This is a genomic window from Pyxidicoccus sp. MSG2 (genome assembly GCF_026626705.1).
Classification (GTDB): domain Bacteria; phylum Myxococcota; class Myxococcia; order Myxococcales; family Myxococcaceae; genus Myxococcus.
This window is the reverse complement of the sequence record NZ_JAPNKC010000001.1, coordinates 3,328,378-3,344,652: the sequence shown is the minus strand read 5'-3', so window position 1 is coordinate 3,344,652 and position 16,275 is coordinate 3,328,378. Positions and strand designations below refer to the sequence as shown.

The window sequence follows — 16,275 nt, the reverse complement described above, 5'->3', positions numbered from 1 at the left end:
CTCCAAGGCTCGGCGCCCCTGGCGCGCGGTGCTTCAGTCGAACATCGCCGCCAGCGCCTCGCCGAGCGTCTCCACGCCCACCACCTTCATCTTCCCGGCGCCCTCGAGCCGCCGCGCGCTTCCGGCGGGCAGCACCACCCGCTGGAAGCCCATCTTCGCGGCCTCGGCCAGGCGCGGCTCCACCTGGCCCACCGCGCGCACCTCTCCCGCGAGGCCCACCTCGCCCAGCACCAGCGTCTGCGCGTCCAGCGGCCGGTTCTGCAGGCTGCTCACCAGCGCCGCGCACACCGCGAGGTCACACGCAGGCTCGTTGAGCTGCATTCCGCCCGCGACGTTGACGAAGAGGTCGCAGCCCACCAGCGGAATCTCCTCCTTCTTCTCCAGCACCGCCGCCAGCAGCGCCACGCGGTTGCCGTCCACGCCGATGGCCGTGCGCCGCGCGGTGCCGTAGCCCGTGGGCGCCACCAGCGCCTGTACCTCCACCAGCAGCGGGCGCGTGCCGTTGAGCGTACTGGTGACGACGCTGCCGGACTTGCCCACCGGGCGCTCCGAGAGGAAGAGGGCGGAGGGGTCCGACACCTCCACCAGCCCCGCGCCCTTCATCTCGAAGACGCCAATCTCGTTGGTGGAGCCGAAGCGGTTCTTGTGCGCGCGCAGGATTCGGAACGGGTGGCCGCGCTCGCCCTCGAAGTAGAGGACGGTGTCCACCATGTGCTCCAGCACGCGCGGGCCCGCGATGGAGCCCTCCTTCGTCACGTGGCCCACGAGGAAGGTGGGCACCCCCGTGCGCTTGGCGTACGCCATCAGCCGGCCCGCCACCTCGCGCACCTGGGTGATGCTGCCCGGCGCGTTGCCCAATTCCGGCAGGTACATGGTCTGGATGGAGTCCACCACCAGCGCCTGCGGCTTGAGCGCCTCCGCGGCCGTCAGGATGCGCTCCGCGTCCGTCTCCGCGAACAGGTGGAGGGCATCCCCTTCCACGCGGAGCCGCTCGGCGCGCATCTTCGTCTGGCGCAGGCTCTCCTCACCCGACACGTAGAGCACCGGCCCGTGACGCGCCAGCCTGTCCACTGCCGCGAGCAGCAGTGTGGACTTGCCGATGCCCGGGTCTCCGCCCAGCAGCACCAGCGAGCCGCTCACCACGCCGCCGCCCAGCACCCGGTCGAACTCGGCGATGCCCGTGCGGCGCCGCACCTCCGTCTCGCTGGTGACCTCCTTGAGGAGCACGGGCTTCGAGGCCCCGCCCGAGGCCCCCCACGCCGGGCGCTTCTCGTCGTCCTTCGCTCCCGTCTCCTCCAGCAGCGAGCTCCACGCGCCGCAGTCCGGGCACTTCCCGAGCCACTTCGCCGTCTGATACCCGCAGGCCTGACAGGTGTAGTGCGTCTTCGCCTTCGCCATGGGGGAGCCATAGCGCGGAACCCTGACGTTTTTACGCCCTTACAGGTTGGCCAGACAGGAGAGCAGGCAGGCACGGTGTCAACCCCCCTGTTGTCAAGTTGTACGGGAAGGAGGGGCAGCCCACCTTGAATCCACGTGAGCAGCGCAAGCCGCGCCGCTCCCAAGCAAGGGAGGTAGTCATGGGGATCATTGCTTTCCTGGTCATCGGCCTTCTCGCCGGCCTCATCGCTCGCGCTGTCATGCCGGGCAACCAGTCCATGGGGCTCATCGCCACCACGCTGCTCGGCGTCGCCGGCTCGTTCGTGGGTGGCTTCATCGGCTCGCTGTTCCGCAGCGACGGCCGCATCTTCGACCTGCACCCGACCGGACTGCTGTTCTCCGTCGTGGGCGCACTCCTGGTGCTGTTCCTGGTGGGCATGGCCGGCGGCCGGCGCCGCGTCCGCGTCTAGCGCCCGCTTCAATTGAGGTTGGCAGGGCCGGTGCCCCGGGGCTTCCCCGCGGGCGCCGGCCCGTTTTTCTGTCGTGGGAAGTCGTCAACCTGTCCGCTCAGCGACGTTGACAACTTCCCGCCGCCCGCGCACGTTCGCGCTCCTCCAACCTGCCGAGGAGCCCATGCCCGACACCGCCGCCCCCAGCGAGTCCTTTCACGGCCATTCCCACACGGCCGCGCCGCCGCCTCCGGGTGTCGAGGTGCGCCATGACTGGTCGCTCGCCGAGGTCCGCGCCATCTACGCCATGCCGCTGCTGGACCTGGTCCACCGGGCGCAGACGGTCCACCGGACCGTGTTCCAGGACAACAAGGTGCAGCTGTGCTCGCTCCTGTCCATCAAGACGGGCGGCTGCTCCGAGGACTGTGCGTACTGCCCGCAGGCGGCCCGCTACAAGACGGGCGTCAAGGCGGAGAAGCTGATGGCGGTGCCGGAGGTGCTGGCGGCCGCGTCGAAGGCTCGCGCCGCCGGGGCCACGCGCTTCTGCATGGGCGCCGCGTGGCGCGAGGTGAAGGACGGCCCACAGTTCGACAGCGTGCTGGAGATGGTGCGCGGCGTGCGCGCCCTGGGCATGGAGGCGTGCGCCACGCTGGGCATGCTCACCGACAGCCAGGCGAAGCGCCTGCGCGAGGCGGGGCTGGATGCGTACAACCACAACCTGGACACCTCGCCCGAGCACTACGGCGACATCATCTCCACCCGCACGTATGACGACCGGCTGAAGACGCTCAACCGCGTGCGCGAGGCCGGCATCTCCGTGTGCTGCGGCGGCATCATCGGCATGGGCGAGTCGGTGGACGACCGCTGCAACCTGCTGCGCACGCTGGCCAACCAGGAGCACCACCCGGAGTCGGTGCCCGTCAACGCGCTGGTGGCCGTGGAGGGCACGCCGCTGGCCGAGCAGCCGCGCATCGAGACGGTGGACATGGTGCGCACCATCGCCACCGCCCGTGTCCTCATGCCGCAGTCCATGGTGCGCCTGTCCGCGGGCCGCCAGCAGATGAACGAGGAGGCGCAGTTGCTGTGCATGATGGCGGGCGCCAACTCGCTCTTCTTTGGCGAGAAGCTGCTCACCACTGGCAACCCCGAGTACGGCCAGGACATGGCCCTGCTCGAGAAGGCCGGCATCCGCCCGCTGGAGCCCCGGCGGGACGGGTAGACGTGAGCGTCGCCTCGAAGTGGGCGCGGGAGGACCTGGAAGCCCTCTCCGCGCGCGGCCTGCGTCGGCACCTGGAGCCGCTGGACTCGCCCCAGGGCCCGGTGGTCCGCATGGGCGGGGAGACGCTCGTCAACTTCTCCTCCAACGACTACCTCGGGCTGGCCGCCTCGCCGTCCGTGCGCGCCGCCGCCGCCGCCGCGCTGGAGCGCTACGGCATGGGCACCGGCGCCAGCCGGCTCGTCGTGGGCGACACGTCCGCGCACCACCGGCTGGAGGCGCGCCTCTGCGCCTTCGAGCGCGCCGAGGCCGTGCTCCTCTTCAACAGCGGCTATGCCGCCAACACCGGCATCCTGCCCGCCCTCGTGGGCCCCGGTGACGCCGTCTTCTCCGACGCCCTCAACCACGCCTCCCTCGTGGACGGCTGCCGCCTGTCCCGCGCCCGCGTCGTCGTCCATCCGCATGCGGACGTGGAGGCGCTGTCCCGCGCGCTCGCGGACACGCCCGCGCGGCGCAAGCTCGTCGTCACCGACACCGTCTTCTCCATGGACGGCGACGTGGCCCCGCTGCGCGACATCGTCGAGGCCTGTGAGGCACACGGCGCCGCGCTGATGGTGGACGAGGCCCACGCCACCGGCGTGCTGGGCGCCCGCGGCGCGGGCCTGTGTGAGGAGCTGGGCCTGGAGGCGCGCGTGGAGCTGCGCATGGGCACGCTCAGCAAGGCGCTGGGCGGCATGGGCGCGTACGTGGCCACCTCGCGCGCGGTGGCGGACCTGCTGGTGTCCCGCGCGCGGCCCTTCGTCTTCTCCACCGCGCTGCCCGCCGCGCTGTGCGCCGCCGCCGAGGCCGCCGTGGACGCAGTGGAGGGCGACCCGGCCCTGCGCGAGCGGCTGTGGCGCAACATCCGCCGCTTCGCGGCCGGCCTGCGCGCGCTGGGCCTGAGGGCCGAAGCCCGCAGCGCCGTGTTCCCCATCGTCCTCGGAGAACCCGAGCGCGCCCTGGACGCCGCGCGCCGCCTGCGCGAGGCGGGCGTGCTGGTGAAGGCCATCCGCCCGCCCACCGTGCCCGAGGGCACCAGCCGGCTGCGCTTCTGCCTCTCCGCCGCCCACACCCTGGGCCACGTGGACCTGGCGCTGGACGCCCTGCGCCGGGTGGGAGTGCACCATGGCTAGCCGGCCCTTCCAAATCTTCGTCACCGGTACGGACACCGGCGTGGGCAAGACGCAGGCCTCGTGCGCGCTGCTGTCGCTGCTGGCGGACGCGGGCCTCCAGCCCCAGGGCTTCAAGCCCTACGAGAGCGGCTGCGCCTCCCTGCGCGCCCCGGCGGATGCGCTGGCGCTGCGCGAGGCGGCGCGCAGCACGCTGCCCGTGGACGCCCTCTGCCCCCACCGCTTCCGAGCGCCCCTGGCCCCCGGCGTGGCCGCGCGCCGCCTGGGCCGGGAGCCGGACTGGGACGTCACCCTGGCCGCGTGGAAGCGGCTCTCCCATGGCATCACGGTGGTGGAGGGGGCCGGCGGCCTCTTCGTGCCCCTCGACTCACGGCACGACGTCATCGACCTCATCGCCACCCTGCGCCTGCCCGTACTGCTGGTGGCCCGCGCGGGGCTGGGCACGCTCAACCACACGGCCCTGTCGCTCCAGGCGCTCGCCGCGCGCCGCATCCCCGTGAAGGCCGTGCTGCTGTCGCGCGGCACCGCGGCGAAGGACCCGTCCGAGCGCGACAACCGCCTGCTGCTGGAAGATCGTCACGGCGTCCCGGTGCTGGGACCGGTGCCGTACCTGCCTGACGCGCGCCGACGGCACACCGCGTTCCGGAAGGCCCTGCGCGCGCTGATGCCCTGAGCGCGCGGAGGCCGGAAAATCGGCCTCCGGCGCGTTTTCGCCAAAGGACGAGTGCTACAGGTCGCGCAAGTTTTTGAGTCACGCGGCCGTGAAATGGACGGGCCGTTTTTTCCGCGCGAGAACGCGTTGCGAATGGCGGACATCATCGACCTCACGTTCCACGCGGACGTCCGGCGCTTCTTCACGAAGCTCATCGACCAGAGGGGGCTCAGCTACTTCCTCCAGAAGGAGGGGCCTCGGCTGTTCCACATCGAGCCCTCGAAGGTCGAGCTCGTCCTCCGGACCGCGCTGCGCACCCGAGACCCCGCGCTGCCCCGGCCCCACGAGAAGGCCATCGAGCACTGCCGCAAGGAGCTGCGCCGGGAGCTCATCCGCCGCGTGGCCAACGCCATGCTGCAGACGGGCCTGTGAGCGGCTTCTCCGCCCGCTCCGACTTCCCCCGCACCCCCAACCCGCTGGCACAGGCGCTCGCCCGGCACCGCGCCCGCGGGCTCCCCCTGCTGGACGTCACCGAGTCCAACCCCACGCGCGTGGGGCTGCCCGCCCCCGCGACAGGCCTGCTCGCCCCTCCCGGCGCCTGTGGCTACGCGCCGGAAGCCCTCGGCCTTCCTTCCGCGCGCCACGCCCTGGCCACGCACCTGACGGCCCGCGGCGCGGCCGTGTCCCCCGAGCACCTCGTGCTGACGGCCAGCACCAGCGAGGCCTACGGGTGGCTCTTCAAGCTGCTGTGCGAGCCGGGAGACAACGTCCTGGTGCCCGCGCCCAGTTACCCCCTCTTCGAGCACCTCGCGCGCCTGGAGGGCGTGGAGACGCGGCCCTACCCCCTGCCCCGCGCGCACGGCTTCGGCCTGGACGTGGACGAGGTGGAGGCCGCGTGCGACGCCCGCACCCGCGCGGTGCTCGTCGTCAACCCCGGCAACCCCACCGGCCACTACCTGCACGAGGGCGAACTGGCGGCGCTGGCGGACGCGTGCGCGCGCCACGGGCTGGCGCTGGTGTCCGATGAAGTCTTCAGTGACTTCGCCTGGGACACCGAGCCCTCGCGCGTGGCCACCGTGGCCGGACGCGCGCTGCCCGCGCTCACCTTCGCCCTGTCCGGCCTGTCGAAAGTCGCGGGGCTGCCCGGCCTCAAGCTGGGGTGGATGCACGTGGGCGGCCCCCAGCCCCTGCGCGACGAGGCGCTGGCGCGGCTGGAGTGGGTGGCGGACACGTACCTGCCGGTGGGCACGCCCGTGCAGCTCGCGCTCCCGGAGTTGCTGGCCCACGTGCCCCGCTTCCAGGCAGCGGTGCTGGAGCGCGTGAGGGGCAACCGCCAGCGCCTGCTGAAGGCCCGCCCGGCGGGCGCCACGTGGGACGTGGTGCCCGCGCACGGCGGGTGGAGCGCGGTGCTGAGGATTCCGGCGGAGCCCGGCGAGGAGGCCACCTGCCTCGCCCTGCTGGACGCGGGCGTGCGGGTGCAGCCGGGGTACTTCTACGACTTCGGCGGCGGCGCCTTCCTCGTGCTGTCGCTGCTGCCGACGCCCGAGGTGTTCGCCGCCGCCGTGGAGGTGCTGGCGCGGGTGTTGGGAGAGGGGCCCGTCAGTCCGCGGACGGCTTGATGAGCTGCACCGTCTTGAAGGCGCCGTTCTCCACCTTCCACAGCTCGTACTCGGACGGGGCCTCGCCCGTGTCGTTGTTGAAGTCCAGGTCGCCGCTGGCGCCCTTCACGTTGATGACGGTACCGGTGCGCATGGCATCCCGGGCGCTGATGAAGTCGTTGTAGCCCAGGTCGAAGGCTGGCGCGGTGACGCCCGCGCCCGGCGTCATGTGCGTCAGCCCCTCGGCGATGCGGGCGCCGGTGATGGGCTGCGGCTTGCTGGCGTCCGGGCCCGCCGCGTAGGCGGTGCCCAGCGCGACGAGGTACATGGCGTCAAACGCGTGCGCGGTGAAGGAGAACTGGCCCGGGTCCTTGCCGTACGCGGCCTGGAAGCGGTTGGCGAACTGCTTGTACACGTTGTCCCCGGTACGGGCCTGGGCCGGGGCGGTGCCGTAGGCGCCATTGACCTCGCTCTTGTTGGCACCCAGGTTGGTGAACAGGCCCGGGTCCTTGCCGGCGTCCGTGAAGAACCACTTCCGCCCCTTGGTGCCCTGGGCGGCGAGCTGGTTGATGACCTTCGCGTTGTCCTCGGAGAAGCCCACCATCACCGTGATGTCGGGCTGCTGGGTGCTGATGGCGGTCACCGCCGGAGTCACGTCCGCGTTGCGGTTGTACTTCGCGGAGATGACCTGCGGCTGCGTCAGCCGGCGGAGCACCACGCCGGACAGGCCCTGGCCATACGGGTCGTCCACGTAGGACAGCACGACCTTGTTCGTGTTCGCGAAGGCCGTCGCGTTGTCCGCCACGGTGATGGTGCCCTGGAGCAGGTCGCCGATGACGCGGCCCTGCAGCGTGTCCGAGGGCGCCGTCCGCCACACCAGCCCCGCCGCTCCTTGAGCCTTGTCGGGCAGCGTGGCGATGTCCGGGCTCGTCGACGTGTGCGTCATCATCAGTGCGCCGGCGGCGATGGTGACGCTGGAGGCGGCAATCGTCTGCGCGCTGCCGGAAGTGAAGACCACCGGCACCGCCTTCTCGTTCACCAGCCACTGGGCCTGCTCACGGGCGCGCGCGGCGTCGGAGCCGGTGTCGCAGATGTAGAGGATGAAGTTCCGGCCGTTGATGCCCTCGCGCTGGTTGACCTCTTCAATCACCAGCTTGATGGAGTTGAGCGCCTGCTCCTCGGACTCGTCCTTGCCCTCGGACGTCGTCAGGGGCAGCGCCGCGCCCAGCGGAATCGTGTTCGGCTTGGAGACGGGGCCGAACACGTCGCCACAGCCCACCGGCTGCGGCAGGCAGAAGCCCTCGTTGCACACCTGCGCCGAGTCGCAGTCCGCGCTCGTCTCGCACTCGGTGAGCCCACCGGCGGTGGTGAAGCTGCAGCCGGCCAGCAGCACGGTGCAGCACGTCATCAGTCCCAGCGCGCGCATCAGAAGCTGACCTCCATTCCGGCTCCGGCGCCCCTGGGCGCCAACGTCACCCGCACCTCGCCCTCCACGGGCGGTCCATCCTTCGGGTAGAGGATGATGGCCGTAATCGCCCCGGCCAGGCCCACGCCGAAGCCGATGTCCGCGAGCAGTGCCTTGCTCTTCGTGTCGTCCGCGCGGGCCTGCTTGTCCTCCAGGTTCCGGGCGGCGTCGAACTGCTCGCGCGCGTCGCGCGCCTGCATGCCGAAGAGCACGCCCGCGCCCACGCCGGCCACGGCCACGCCGCCAATCGCGAAGGCGGCGATGCGCTGGCGCTTGTACGACTTCATCGCGCGCTCGTGCTCGGCCTGCTGACGGCGCAGGTTCTCCTCCTCCGCGCGCCGGGCCGCCAGTTGCTCCTCCTCTGCCCGGCGGCGTGCCGCGTCGGCTTCCGCCTGGAGCTTCTCGCGCTCGGTGTCCGCGGTGGCCTGCGCCTGCTCCTCCTTCTTGATGAGGACCTGGAGCCGGTCGATGCCGCGCGCGCTGCGCTTGAGCAGCGTGGGGTCCGTGCCCTCCGTGTTGCCGACGTACTGCTGGTACCAGGAGAGCGACTCGCGCAATTCGCCCGCGTTCTCCAGGGCGACGGCGATGTTGTAGATGAGCTTCGGATTGGGCGACAGCTCGTGCGCCTTCTTCAGCGCCTCGGCCGCCTCGCGGTACTTCCCAGCCTGGTACAGCCGCTCACCCTCGCGGATGAGGACCGCCGGATTCCGGGCGCCGCCGCGCTGCGCGAGCGCCACCGGTGGCGCCAGCGCGAGGGCCACCGACAACACAAAAGCCAGTCTCATGGTGACCCCGAGCCTAGCGCGGAGCCGCCCGCACGGCGAAGAGGGCGCCTTCACTTCCCGTGAAAAGACACCGGGGCCGCCCCACGCCCGGCATGAGCAGGCAGGAAGCGGCCCCGGAACAGGGCTTCAGGTCGCTACAGGGAGGCTCAGGACTCCAGACGGGAGATGAGCAGCTTGCGCTGGAGCATAAGGGCCTCGGGGGCCTTGGTGCCCAGCTGCTCGAAGAAGACCTCCTGGCTCTTCAGCTCGCTCTTCCACTCGTCCTCCTTGATGGAGGTGGCCTCGGCGACGGCCTCGGCGGAGATGTCCAGGCCCTTGAGGTTGAGGCCCTCGTCGGAGCGCGGCACCCAGCCCAGCAGCGTCTCCTTCGTGGGGACGCGGCCGTGGACGCGGTTCACGATCCACTCGAGCACGCGCATGTTGTCCCCGAAGCCCGGCCAGACGAACTTGCCGTTCTTGTCCTGCCGGAACCAGTTGACCTGGAAGATCTTGGGCAGCTGCGGAATCGCCTTCTGCATGTCCAGCCAGTGCTGGAGGTAGTCGCCCATGTGGTAGCCGCAGAAGGGCAGCATGGCCATGGGGTCGCGGCGCACGACGCCGACCTTGCCGGTGGCGGCGGCCGTGGTCTCGCTGCCCATGGTGGCGCCGAGGAACACGCCGTGCGTCCAGTTGAACGCCTGGATGACGAGCGGGATGGTGTTGGAGCGGCGGCCGCCGAAGATGAGGGCGGAGATGGGCACGCCCATCGGGTCATTGGCCTTGGAGCTGAGCGCCGGGTTGTTCGCCATGGGCGCGGTGAAGCGGCTGTTCGGGTGCGCCGCCTTCTCCGTGCTGCCCTTCTTCCAGGGGCGGCCCTGCCAGTCGGTGAGCTCGTCCGGCACCTCGCCGTCCTTGCCCTCCCACCACACGTCACCGTCGGCCGTCATCGCCACGTTGGTGAAGAGGGTGTCCTTGGCGATGGTCTCCATCGCGTTGGGGTTGGTCTTGTAGTTGGTGCCGGGCACCACGCCGAAGTAGCCGGCCTCCGGGTTGATGGCGTACAGGCGGCCATCCGGACCGGGGCGCATCCAGGCGATGTCGTCGCCGACCGTTTCAATCTTCCAGCCCTTGTACTCGGCCGGAGGAATCATCATCGCGAAGTTCGTCTTGCCGCACGCGGACGGGAAGGCGGCGGCGACGTAGGTCGTCTCACCCTTGGGGCTGGTGACGCCGAGGATGAGCATGTGCTCGGCCAGCCACCCCTCCTCGCGGCCCAGGTAGCTGCCGATGCGCAGCGCGAGGCATTTCTTCCCGAGCAGCACGTTGCCGCCATATCCCGAGCCGAAGCTCCAGATGGTGTTGTCCTGGGGGAAGTGGCAGATGTAGCGGCGGTCCGGATTCACGTCGCCGGTGCTGTGCAGGCCGCGGTTGAAGTCGTCGCTGTCGCCCAGCATGTCCAGCGCCTGCTTCCCCATGCGGGCCATGATCCGCATGTTGAGCACCACGTAGACGCTGTCGGTGAGCTCCACGCCAATCTTGGTGGAGGGGCTGCCGATGGGGCCCATGGCGTAGGGCACCACGTACATGGTGCGGCCCTTCATGGCGCCGTCGAAGTGCTGACCCAGCTTGGTGTACGCCTCGTCCGGGTCCATCCAGTTGTTGGTGGGGCCGGCGTCCGTCTTGTTGGGCGTACAGATGAACGTGAGGTGCTCCACGCGCGCCACGTCATTGGGGTTGGAGCGGTGCAGATAGCAGCCGGGGCGCTTCTGCTGGTTCAGGGGGATGAGGATTCCCTCCTTCACCGCCTGGTCCGTCAGGCGCTTCTTCTCCTCCTCGGAGCCGTCGCACCAGACGATGCTGTCCGGCTGGGTCATCTGGGCCATCTTGGCCACCCAGGCCAGGAGCGTGGGGTTCTTCGTGGGGGCCTTCTCACCCACCGCCGCCGCTTGCGTCGAAGCCATCGAAGTATCCTCGTGTCGTCTCGAAATAGGGATTCCCGCGTGCCGTCCCAAGGGGCCGGAACCTACCAACGGGAGAGACGACAAACCTTCTGGAAGGAGGCCGGGAATGCAACTGGCGTCCGGCAGTCAACCGGGCCACCAGACGGGGCTCTACTAATTCCACTTATCAGCGACCGGGCTTCCAGTAGTTGACGACACAGTGCGCCAGGGGGCTCACCGCGTACGGAGAGGCCTGCACCTGACGACGCCGTCAGCGGCGACTACGCCGGGTCCTCGAACACCGCGGAGAAGGAGGTGGCGTTCAGGGACTTGTCGAACCAGCGGTCCAGCGTGGCCATGTCCGTGCAGGAGAGGATGCGCTTCCGGGCCGATTCGTTCAGCGGCACGTCCCGTGCGGTGAGGATGCGCAGGATGGCCTCGGCGCGTCCGCGAACCAGTCCCTGCGCCAGGCCCTCCTCCCGGCCCCTTTCCAGGCCCTGCTGGAGTCCTCGCTCGATGAGTTCCTCGCCGTAGCCCCGCATCAGTTCCTCCTTGCGCTGCTCACCCAGCACCGAATGTAACACCTGCCCGGTTGCTTCACGCGTGGCCTCATCTCCTGTCAACATGAGGTACCGGATGAGCACCGCCAACCCATCGGTGCCTCCGGGGCCTGTCTGCACCTGCGCGAAGATCGCCACCCACTCCGGCAGTTTCCGCGCCAGCGCTTTGCTGCGCCCGTACCGCAACGCCAACCACGCCAGCCGGACCAGGGGCGGCCCGGGCCGCGAGTTCAGCGCCTCCTCCCGCTCCGCTGTCAGGTCATCGAGCAGGTACTCGAAGCGCGGTACCAGCGCTCGCCACCGTGCCCACTCTTTCTCCGGCAACGCGAAGAGCTCCTCCACCCGGCGTGGCGCCGTCCAGGCCCCCTCGGGCCCGTGGTACATGACGAGCGGGAGGATGGGCGGCAGCCCGGTGCTGTCCGGGTGCTCCTGGCGCCAACGCTCCAACTGGCGCACCACGTAGCGCAGCATGCGCAGCGCCATCCACCGGTCCACCGTGGACTGGTGCTCCAGCAGCACATACAGCAGCAGCGGGTGGCCGGTGCGCAGGCGCGCCGTGAAGAGCAGGTCGCTCTCGGTTTCTCGCAGTTCCGGGTCTACGACGCTGCCGGGTTCTCTGCGCAGAGACGTCCAGTCCACGGCGGAGACGACGTGCGCGGGCAGCACGGCGCGCAGCTCAGCCGCGGCCCGCTCGGGATGGCCGAAGGTGTAGCGGACGAAGAGGTCGTGCGGGCCGGACATGGTGGCCGGGCCCAAAGCACGCGTCGGGCCAGACGGGAGACCTTCGGGTGGCTGTGCTCGCGAGGGGGCGTCTGGCGGTGAACCGGCCTTCCGGACAGGGCTCTCCTGATTCCACGTATCAGCGGCCGGGCATCCAGTAGTCGACGGCGCGATGCGCCAGGGGGCTCACCTCGCGGCGGGAAAGGGCACAGGTTGGTGGCGGAACCCATGACCATCGCCATCGTCCTCGGCATCGTCGTCGTCGCGTTGGTGCTGTTCTCCTTCGACACCATCCCCATCGAGGTCAGCTCGCTGGTGGTGGTGTGTCTGCTCGCCCTGACGGGCGTTCTCACGCCGCAGCAGGCCTTCGAGGGCTTCAGCAACGACACGGTCATCTTCATCTTCACGCTGCTGGCCATGACGCAGGGGCTCGCCTCCACGGGCGTGGTGCAGCTCGTGGGTCAGCGGCTGGCCTTCTTCGCCCGCTTCGGCCATCAGACGTTCGTCATGGCGATGATGGTCGCGGTGGCGGCCTTCTCCTCCATCATCTCCAACACGGTGACGACGGCGGCCTTCCTGCCGGTGGCCATTGGCGCGGCGAACCGGGCGAAGGTGCCCAAGAGCAAGGTGCTGCTGCCGCTGGCCTACGCGTCGATGCTGGGCGGGATGATCTTCCTCTACGGCACGTCCACCAACCTGGTGGTGTCCGCGGCGCTGCAGCGCATGGGGATGTCGGCCATCGGCGTGGCGGAGCTGGCGCCGGTGGGTTTCCCGTTGTGCATCATCGGCATCCTCGTGGTGGTGCTGCTGGGACCGCTCTTGCTGCCGTCGCGCGAGGGGCAGGGGAGCGTGGACGACTGGACGCTGCGCGACTACCTCACCGAGGCGATGCTGCCGGCGGACTCGCGCTACGTGGGCAGGGAGCTGGCGGACATCACGGAAGGGCTCGGCCTGCGCGTCATCGGCATCATCCGCGACGGGCAGACGCTGCCCGCGGTGCCGAACTACCGGCTGCACGGCGACGAGCGTCTCATCATCGAGGGCAACCGCGAGGACATCCTCCGGGTGAAGGACCTGCGCGGCATCGAAATCCGGCCGGACGTGAGGCTGTCGGACACGGAGCTGAGCGACAAGGACACCATCCTCATCGAGGCCACCGTGCCGCAGGGCAGCCCGCTGACGGGGCGCAGCCTGAAGGAGACGTTGTTCCTGGAGCGCTACGGCCTCGTCGCTCTGGCGCTGCACCGCAAGCCGGCGATTCAGCGCGTCACCAAGCTGCAGCTGCTGGGGCGCATCTTCGGCGAGCGCTCGCTGTCGATGATGCCCCTGTCCGTGGGTGACGTGCTGCTCCTGCGCGGGGCGAAGGAGAAGGTGTCGGAGCTGGCGAAGGGCGCCAACCTGGTGGTGCTGGGCGGGCACGACTACCAGCCGCCGCGCCACCGCAAGGCGCTGCTGGCGGTGGTGCTCTTCCTGGGGGCGCTGGGGGCCGGGTCGCTGGGCCTGGTGCCGCTGTCGGTGGCGGGGCTCACCGGCATGCTGGCGATGATTGCCACCGGGTGCGTGGACGCGCGCATCGCCTTCCGGGTGGACTGGCGCGTGGTGCTGCTCATCGGCTCCATGATGGCGCTGGGCCTGGCCATGGAGGAGAGCGGCGCGGGGAAGTACATCGGCAATGCGGTGGCGGAGCTGGGGGCGTACGGCGGGCCGCGCACGGTGCTGGCGATGCTGATGGTGCTGACCATCGTTTTGTCGGCGCCCATGAGCAACCAGGCCGCGGCGCTGGTGGTGCTGCCGGTGGCGCTCAATGCCGCGCACGAGCTCGGCGTGGACCCGCGGGCCTTCGCCATGGGCGTGACGCTGGCGGCGAGCTGCTCGTTCATCACCCCGCTGGAGCCCAGCTGCGTGCTCGTCTACGGCCCGGGGCACTACCGCTTCACGGACTTCTTCCGCCTGGGCACGCCGCTCACCGCGGTGCTCCTGGCCGCGCTGGTGGTGGCCGTGCCCTGGGTGTGGCCCTTCCAGAAGGCGGCCCGCGAGGCGCCCGCGCGGGGAACGCCGGTGAGCGCCGTCGCTCCCGCGAGTCCGGGGCCGACGGTCATGGCGCCAGCAGGTGGCACGGGGCCGTGACGCTCGTGAGCGCCGTCGCGGCCATGCCGTGATGCCTCAGTGGATGGCGGCGCGCAGGCCCACGTCGGTGATGACGCGGGCTTCGTGCTCCAGCATCCACTCCAGCCGCTCGCGCACGGTGGCTTCGTCGCCGTTGGCGGCGGTGACGGCCAGCCGGAAGAAGAGGGACTGGTGCCCGTCCTCGGACTGGGCCAGCTCCCCGTAGAAGCGCGCGAGCGCCGGGTCGGTGAGCCCCTCGGCGAGCAGCGAGAGGCGCTCGCACGAGCGGGCCTCGATGACGGCGGCCACCAGGAGCCGGTCCACGCGGCGCTCCGCGGACGGGTTGCGCACCAGCTTCTGCAGGGCCTGGGCGTACGGGTCCCCGGAGTCCTTCGTCAGCGTCAGGCCGCGTGCCTCCATCAACTCCAGCACCTTGGCCAGGTGCGCGCTCTCCTCGCGGGCGAGTCGCGCCATCTGCGCCGGCAGCCCCGGCAGGTCCGGGTACACCTGGAGCAGCGACAGCGCGTTGGCGGCGGCCTTCTTCTCGCAGTGGGCGTGGTCCACCAGCACCTCGTCGAAGCGCTCGAGCGCCAGCGGCAGCCAGCGCGCGTCGGTGGCGGCGTGGAGGATGACGGGACCCTCTCCGGAGAGGGGACGGCGGGAAGGCGTGGGACGGCTCATGCGGGCGCGGACTGTAGGGCAGGCACAGCTAGTCGACCAGGACGAGCCGCTGGGTACGGCCGGCCAGGTAGCCGACCTTGCGGGCGATTCGGGCGCTGCTCTCGTCGCGCTCGTCGATGCGCATCGTCAGGCGCGGCAGCGAGGACAGCAGGTGCCGGGAAATCTGTCCCAGGCACAGCGTGGCGTGGCCCTTCTTCCGCTCGGCCGGCAGCGTGTAGAGCCCCTCCAGCTCCGCCCCGTACTGGGAGCGGCTGCCGATGTCGACCTTGAACACCAGCCCGCCCGCCTCCTCCAGCACGTACGTGCGGCGCTGGCGGACGCGCTGGATGATGCGGGCCTCGTAGCCGCGCGGGTCCTCCGCCAGCGGGTCTCTCTCCAGGGCCTCGCGCACGAAGCCCTGGGCCAGGGGCAACAGCCGGGGCAGGTCCTCCTCGCGCGCCAGCCGCAGCAGCGGGTTGGTGAAGGGACCCAAATCATCCGCGGACACGCTGAACAGCCGCTGCGTGCGAGACAGGCGCGGCTTGCCCTGGCACAGGCTGCGCACCAGCGCGTCCACCGAGGACTTGTCCCCCACCGTGCCGCGCAGCTTCAGCGACGAGGCCAGCGCGTCGGCGATGACGCTGGTGGCGGTGGCGTCGCTCGCGCTGGGCACCACCAGCCCGCCCTCGCCGCCCACGAAGACGGCGGCTGTGAGGACCTGGTTGTCGAAGCGCCCGTAGAAGGCGAAGGGCACCCGCCCGCGCGGGGCGATGCCGAACTCCTCCAGCAACCCCAGCAGGTAGAGGTTGTGGACCGGGTCCTTCGAAAGCAGCGCCCGCAGGGCTTCCGCGTCCTGGGTCCCAAGCTGTTCGACGGTGACAGGCATGAAGGGTGGGGGAGCGCCACCTTACGCAAAACCCGGCCCTACCGGCCAGCCTCCCCCGGTATGCGGAACTCGAAGGGGTAGACGACCGTTGCCTTCCCCCCACCCGCCGGGGCGGGGAACCGGGCGTCCAGGAGCGAGTCCAGCACACACGCCTGCACCATCGGGTCCGGAATGGTGCTCTCCATCAATTCCCCTCCCGTCATCTGCCCCTCCGCGTCCTTCCCCTCCACCGTGAAACGCAGCCGCACCGTCTGGGGCCCCCGGTTTCGCTGTGCTGCGTCCTCGAAACATTGCTGCACGAGCGGAGTCACGGCCCGGATGGCGCCCCGGACGTCGTCGGGGCTGATGCGCCCGGTGGTGGCCTCGATGACGGGGTCGACTTCCGCCACACGCATCGTCCCGGTGGCGGTAGGGGGCGGCGTCGGCGTCGGGGTCACTGTCGCGGGGAGCTGGGTCGGGTGGGAGGGGAAGGGCGGGGGCGGGACGACGGCGGGCGCTTCGAGGGGGGGAATCGAGGGGTCGGGAGGGCGCTCGGCCTCGGCGGGGGGCGGCGTGGCCTCTCGGGGCGGGGGTTCCACGGGCCGTAGCAGCCACCAGGACAGCGTGGCGGCGAGCACCAGGATGCCCAGGCTCACCAGGGGGATGACGGCCCAGCGGATGACGGAAGGGTTGGACATGCGCTCACGCGGGGCCCGGGAGGGGTGCCCACCGCA

Annotated in this window: 15 protein-coding genes; 7 read left to right on the top strand and 8 right to left on the bottom strand. The window is 70.7% G+C overall.

Translation table 11 applies throughout. The features are described from left to right. Positions 1–33 precede the first annotated feature (33 nt). Positions 34–1,398, bottom strand: a complete 1,365-nt coding sequence (gene radA, locus OV427_RS12550; protein WP_267856323.1) for a DNA repair protein RadA — start codon at positions 1,396–1,398, stop codon at positions 34–36. Positions 1,399–1,577: 179 nt separating this feature from the next. Here radA and OV427_RS12545 point away from each other — a divergent pair, with 179 nt between their 5' ends. The 6 genes from OV427_RS12545 (at position 1,578) to OV427_RS12520 (ending at position 6,482) form a co-directional block, all read left to right on the top strand. Beyond that, positions 1,578–1,847, top strand: a complete 270-nt coding sequence (locus tag OV427_RS12545) for a GlsB/YeaQ/YmgE family stress response membrane protein (protein ID WP_267856322.1) — start codon at positions 1,578–1,580, stop codon at positions 1,845–1,847. A 163-nt stretch (positions 1,848–2,010) separates the two neighbouring features. After that, positions 2,011–3,045: a biotin synthase BioB gene (gene bioB / locus OV427_RS12540; RefSeq protein ID WP_267856321.1), complete on the top strand. Its 1,035-nt coding sequence runs from the start codon at positions 2,011–2,013 to the stop codon at positions 3,043–3,045. A gap of 2 nt (positions 3,046–3,047) precedes the next feature. Beyond that, positions 3,048–4,214: an 8-amino-7-oxononanoate synthase gene (gene bioF / locus OV427_RS12535; RefSeq protein WP_267856320.1), complete on the top strand. Its 1,167-nt coding sequence runs from the start codon at positions 3,048–3,050 to the stop codon at positions 4,212–4,214. Continuing rightward, the gene (gene bioD, locus OV427_RS12530) at positions 4,207–4,884 is read left to right on the top strand and encodes a dethiobiotin synthase (protein WP_267856319.1); all 678 of its coding nucleotides are present in this window, start codon (positions 4,207–4,209) and stop codon (positions 4,882–4,884) included. Before bioF ends, bioD begins: the two co-directional genes overlap by 8 nt. A 132-nt stretch (positions 4,885–5,016) precedes the next feature. Further along, positions 5,017–5,295: a hypothetical protein gene (locus OV427_RS12525; RefSeq protein WP_206721553.1), complete on the top strand. Its 279-nt coding sequence runs from the start codon at positions 5,017–5,019 to the stop codon at positions 5,293–5,295. Continuing rightward, entirely contained in the window at positions 5,292–6,482 is a 1,191-nt protein-coding gene (locus tag OV427_RS12520; RefSeq protein WP_267856318.1) for a pyridoxal phosphate-dependent aminotransferase, read from the top strand. The genes OV427_RS12525 and OV427_RS12520 overlap by 4 nt, the downstream gene beginning before the upstream one ends. Here OV427_RS12520 and OV427_RS12515 read toward each other — a convergent pair. The 4 genes from OV427_RS12515 to OV427_RS12500 all read right to left on the bottom strand — a co-directional run bounded on the left by OV427_RS12515 (position 6,463) and on the right by OV427_RS12500 (position 11,931). Further along, a complete protein-coding gene (locus OV427_RS12515) occupies positions 6,463–7,887 on the bottom strand; it encodes an ABC transporter substrate-binding protein (protein ID WP_267856317.1) in 1,425 nt (474 codons plus the stop codon). The two genes, OV427_RS12520 and OV427_RS12515, sit on opposite strands and share 20 nt — an antisense overlap. Then, positions 7,887–8,711 (bottom strand): tetratricopeptide repeat protein, encoded by an 825-nt coding sequence (locus OV427_RS12510; RefSeq protein WP_267856316.1) that lies wholly within the window; start codon positions 8,709–8,711, stop codon positions 7,887–7,889. The genes OV427_RS12515 and OV427_RS12510 overlap by 1 nt, the downstream gene beginning before the upstream one ends. Positions 8,712–8,857: 146 nt before the next feature. Then, positions 8,858–10,651 (bottom strand): phosphoenolpyruvate carboxykinase (GTP), encoded by a 1,794-nt coding sequence (locus OV427_RS12505; RefSeq protein WP_267856315.1) that lies wholly within the window; start codon positions 10,649–10,651, stop codon positions 8,858–8,860. 260 nt (positions 10,652–10,911) lie between these two features. Continuing rightward, positions 10,912–11,931: an Rpn family recombination-promoting nuclease/putative transposase gene (locus tag OV427_RS12500; RefSeq protein WP_267856314.1), complete on the bottom strand. Its 1,020-nt coding sequence runs from the start codon at positions 11,929–11,931 to the stop codon at positions 10,912–10,914. Between the two features lie 207 nt (positions 11,932–12,138). On the opposite strand from OV427_RS12500, the gene OV427_RS12495 reads away from it, so the two are divergent. Next, positions 12,139–14,037, top strand: a complete 1,899-nt coding sequence (locus OV427_RS12495) for an SLC13 family permease (RefSeq protein WP_267856313.1) — start codon at positions 12,139–12,141, stop codon at positions 14,035–14,037. Positions 14,038–14,073: 36 nt separating this feature from the next. Here OV427_RS12495 and OV427_RS12490 read toward each other — a convergent pair whose 3' ends face one another. The 3 genes from OV427_RS12490 to OV427_RS12480 are packed head-to-tail and all read right to left on the bottom strand — an operon-like array spanning position 14,074 to position 16,239. Further along, a complete protein-coding gene (locus OV427_RS12490; protein ID WP_267856312.1) occupies positions 14,074–14,697 on the bottom strand; it encodes a tRNA-(ms[2]io[6]A)-hydroxylase in 624 nt (207 codons plus the stop codon). A gap of 28 nt (positions 14,698–14,725) precedes the next feature. Further along, entirely contained in the window at positions 14,726–15,562 is an 837-nt protein-coding gene (locus OV427_RS12485; protein ID WP_267856311.1) for a GNAT family N-acetyltransferase, read from the bottom strand. 38 nt (positions 15,563–15,600) lie between these two features. Next, entirely contained in the window at positions 15,601–16,239 is a 639-nt protein-coding gene (locus tag OV427_RS12480; protein ID WP_267856310.1) for an AgmX/PglI C-terminal domain-containing protein, read from the bottom strand. Between the last annotated feature and the right edge of the window lie 36 nt (positions 16,240–16,275).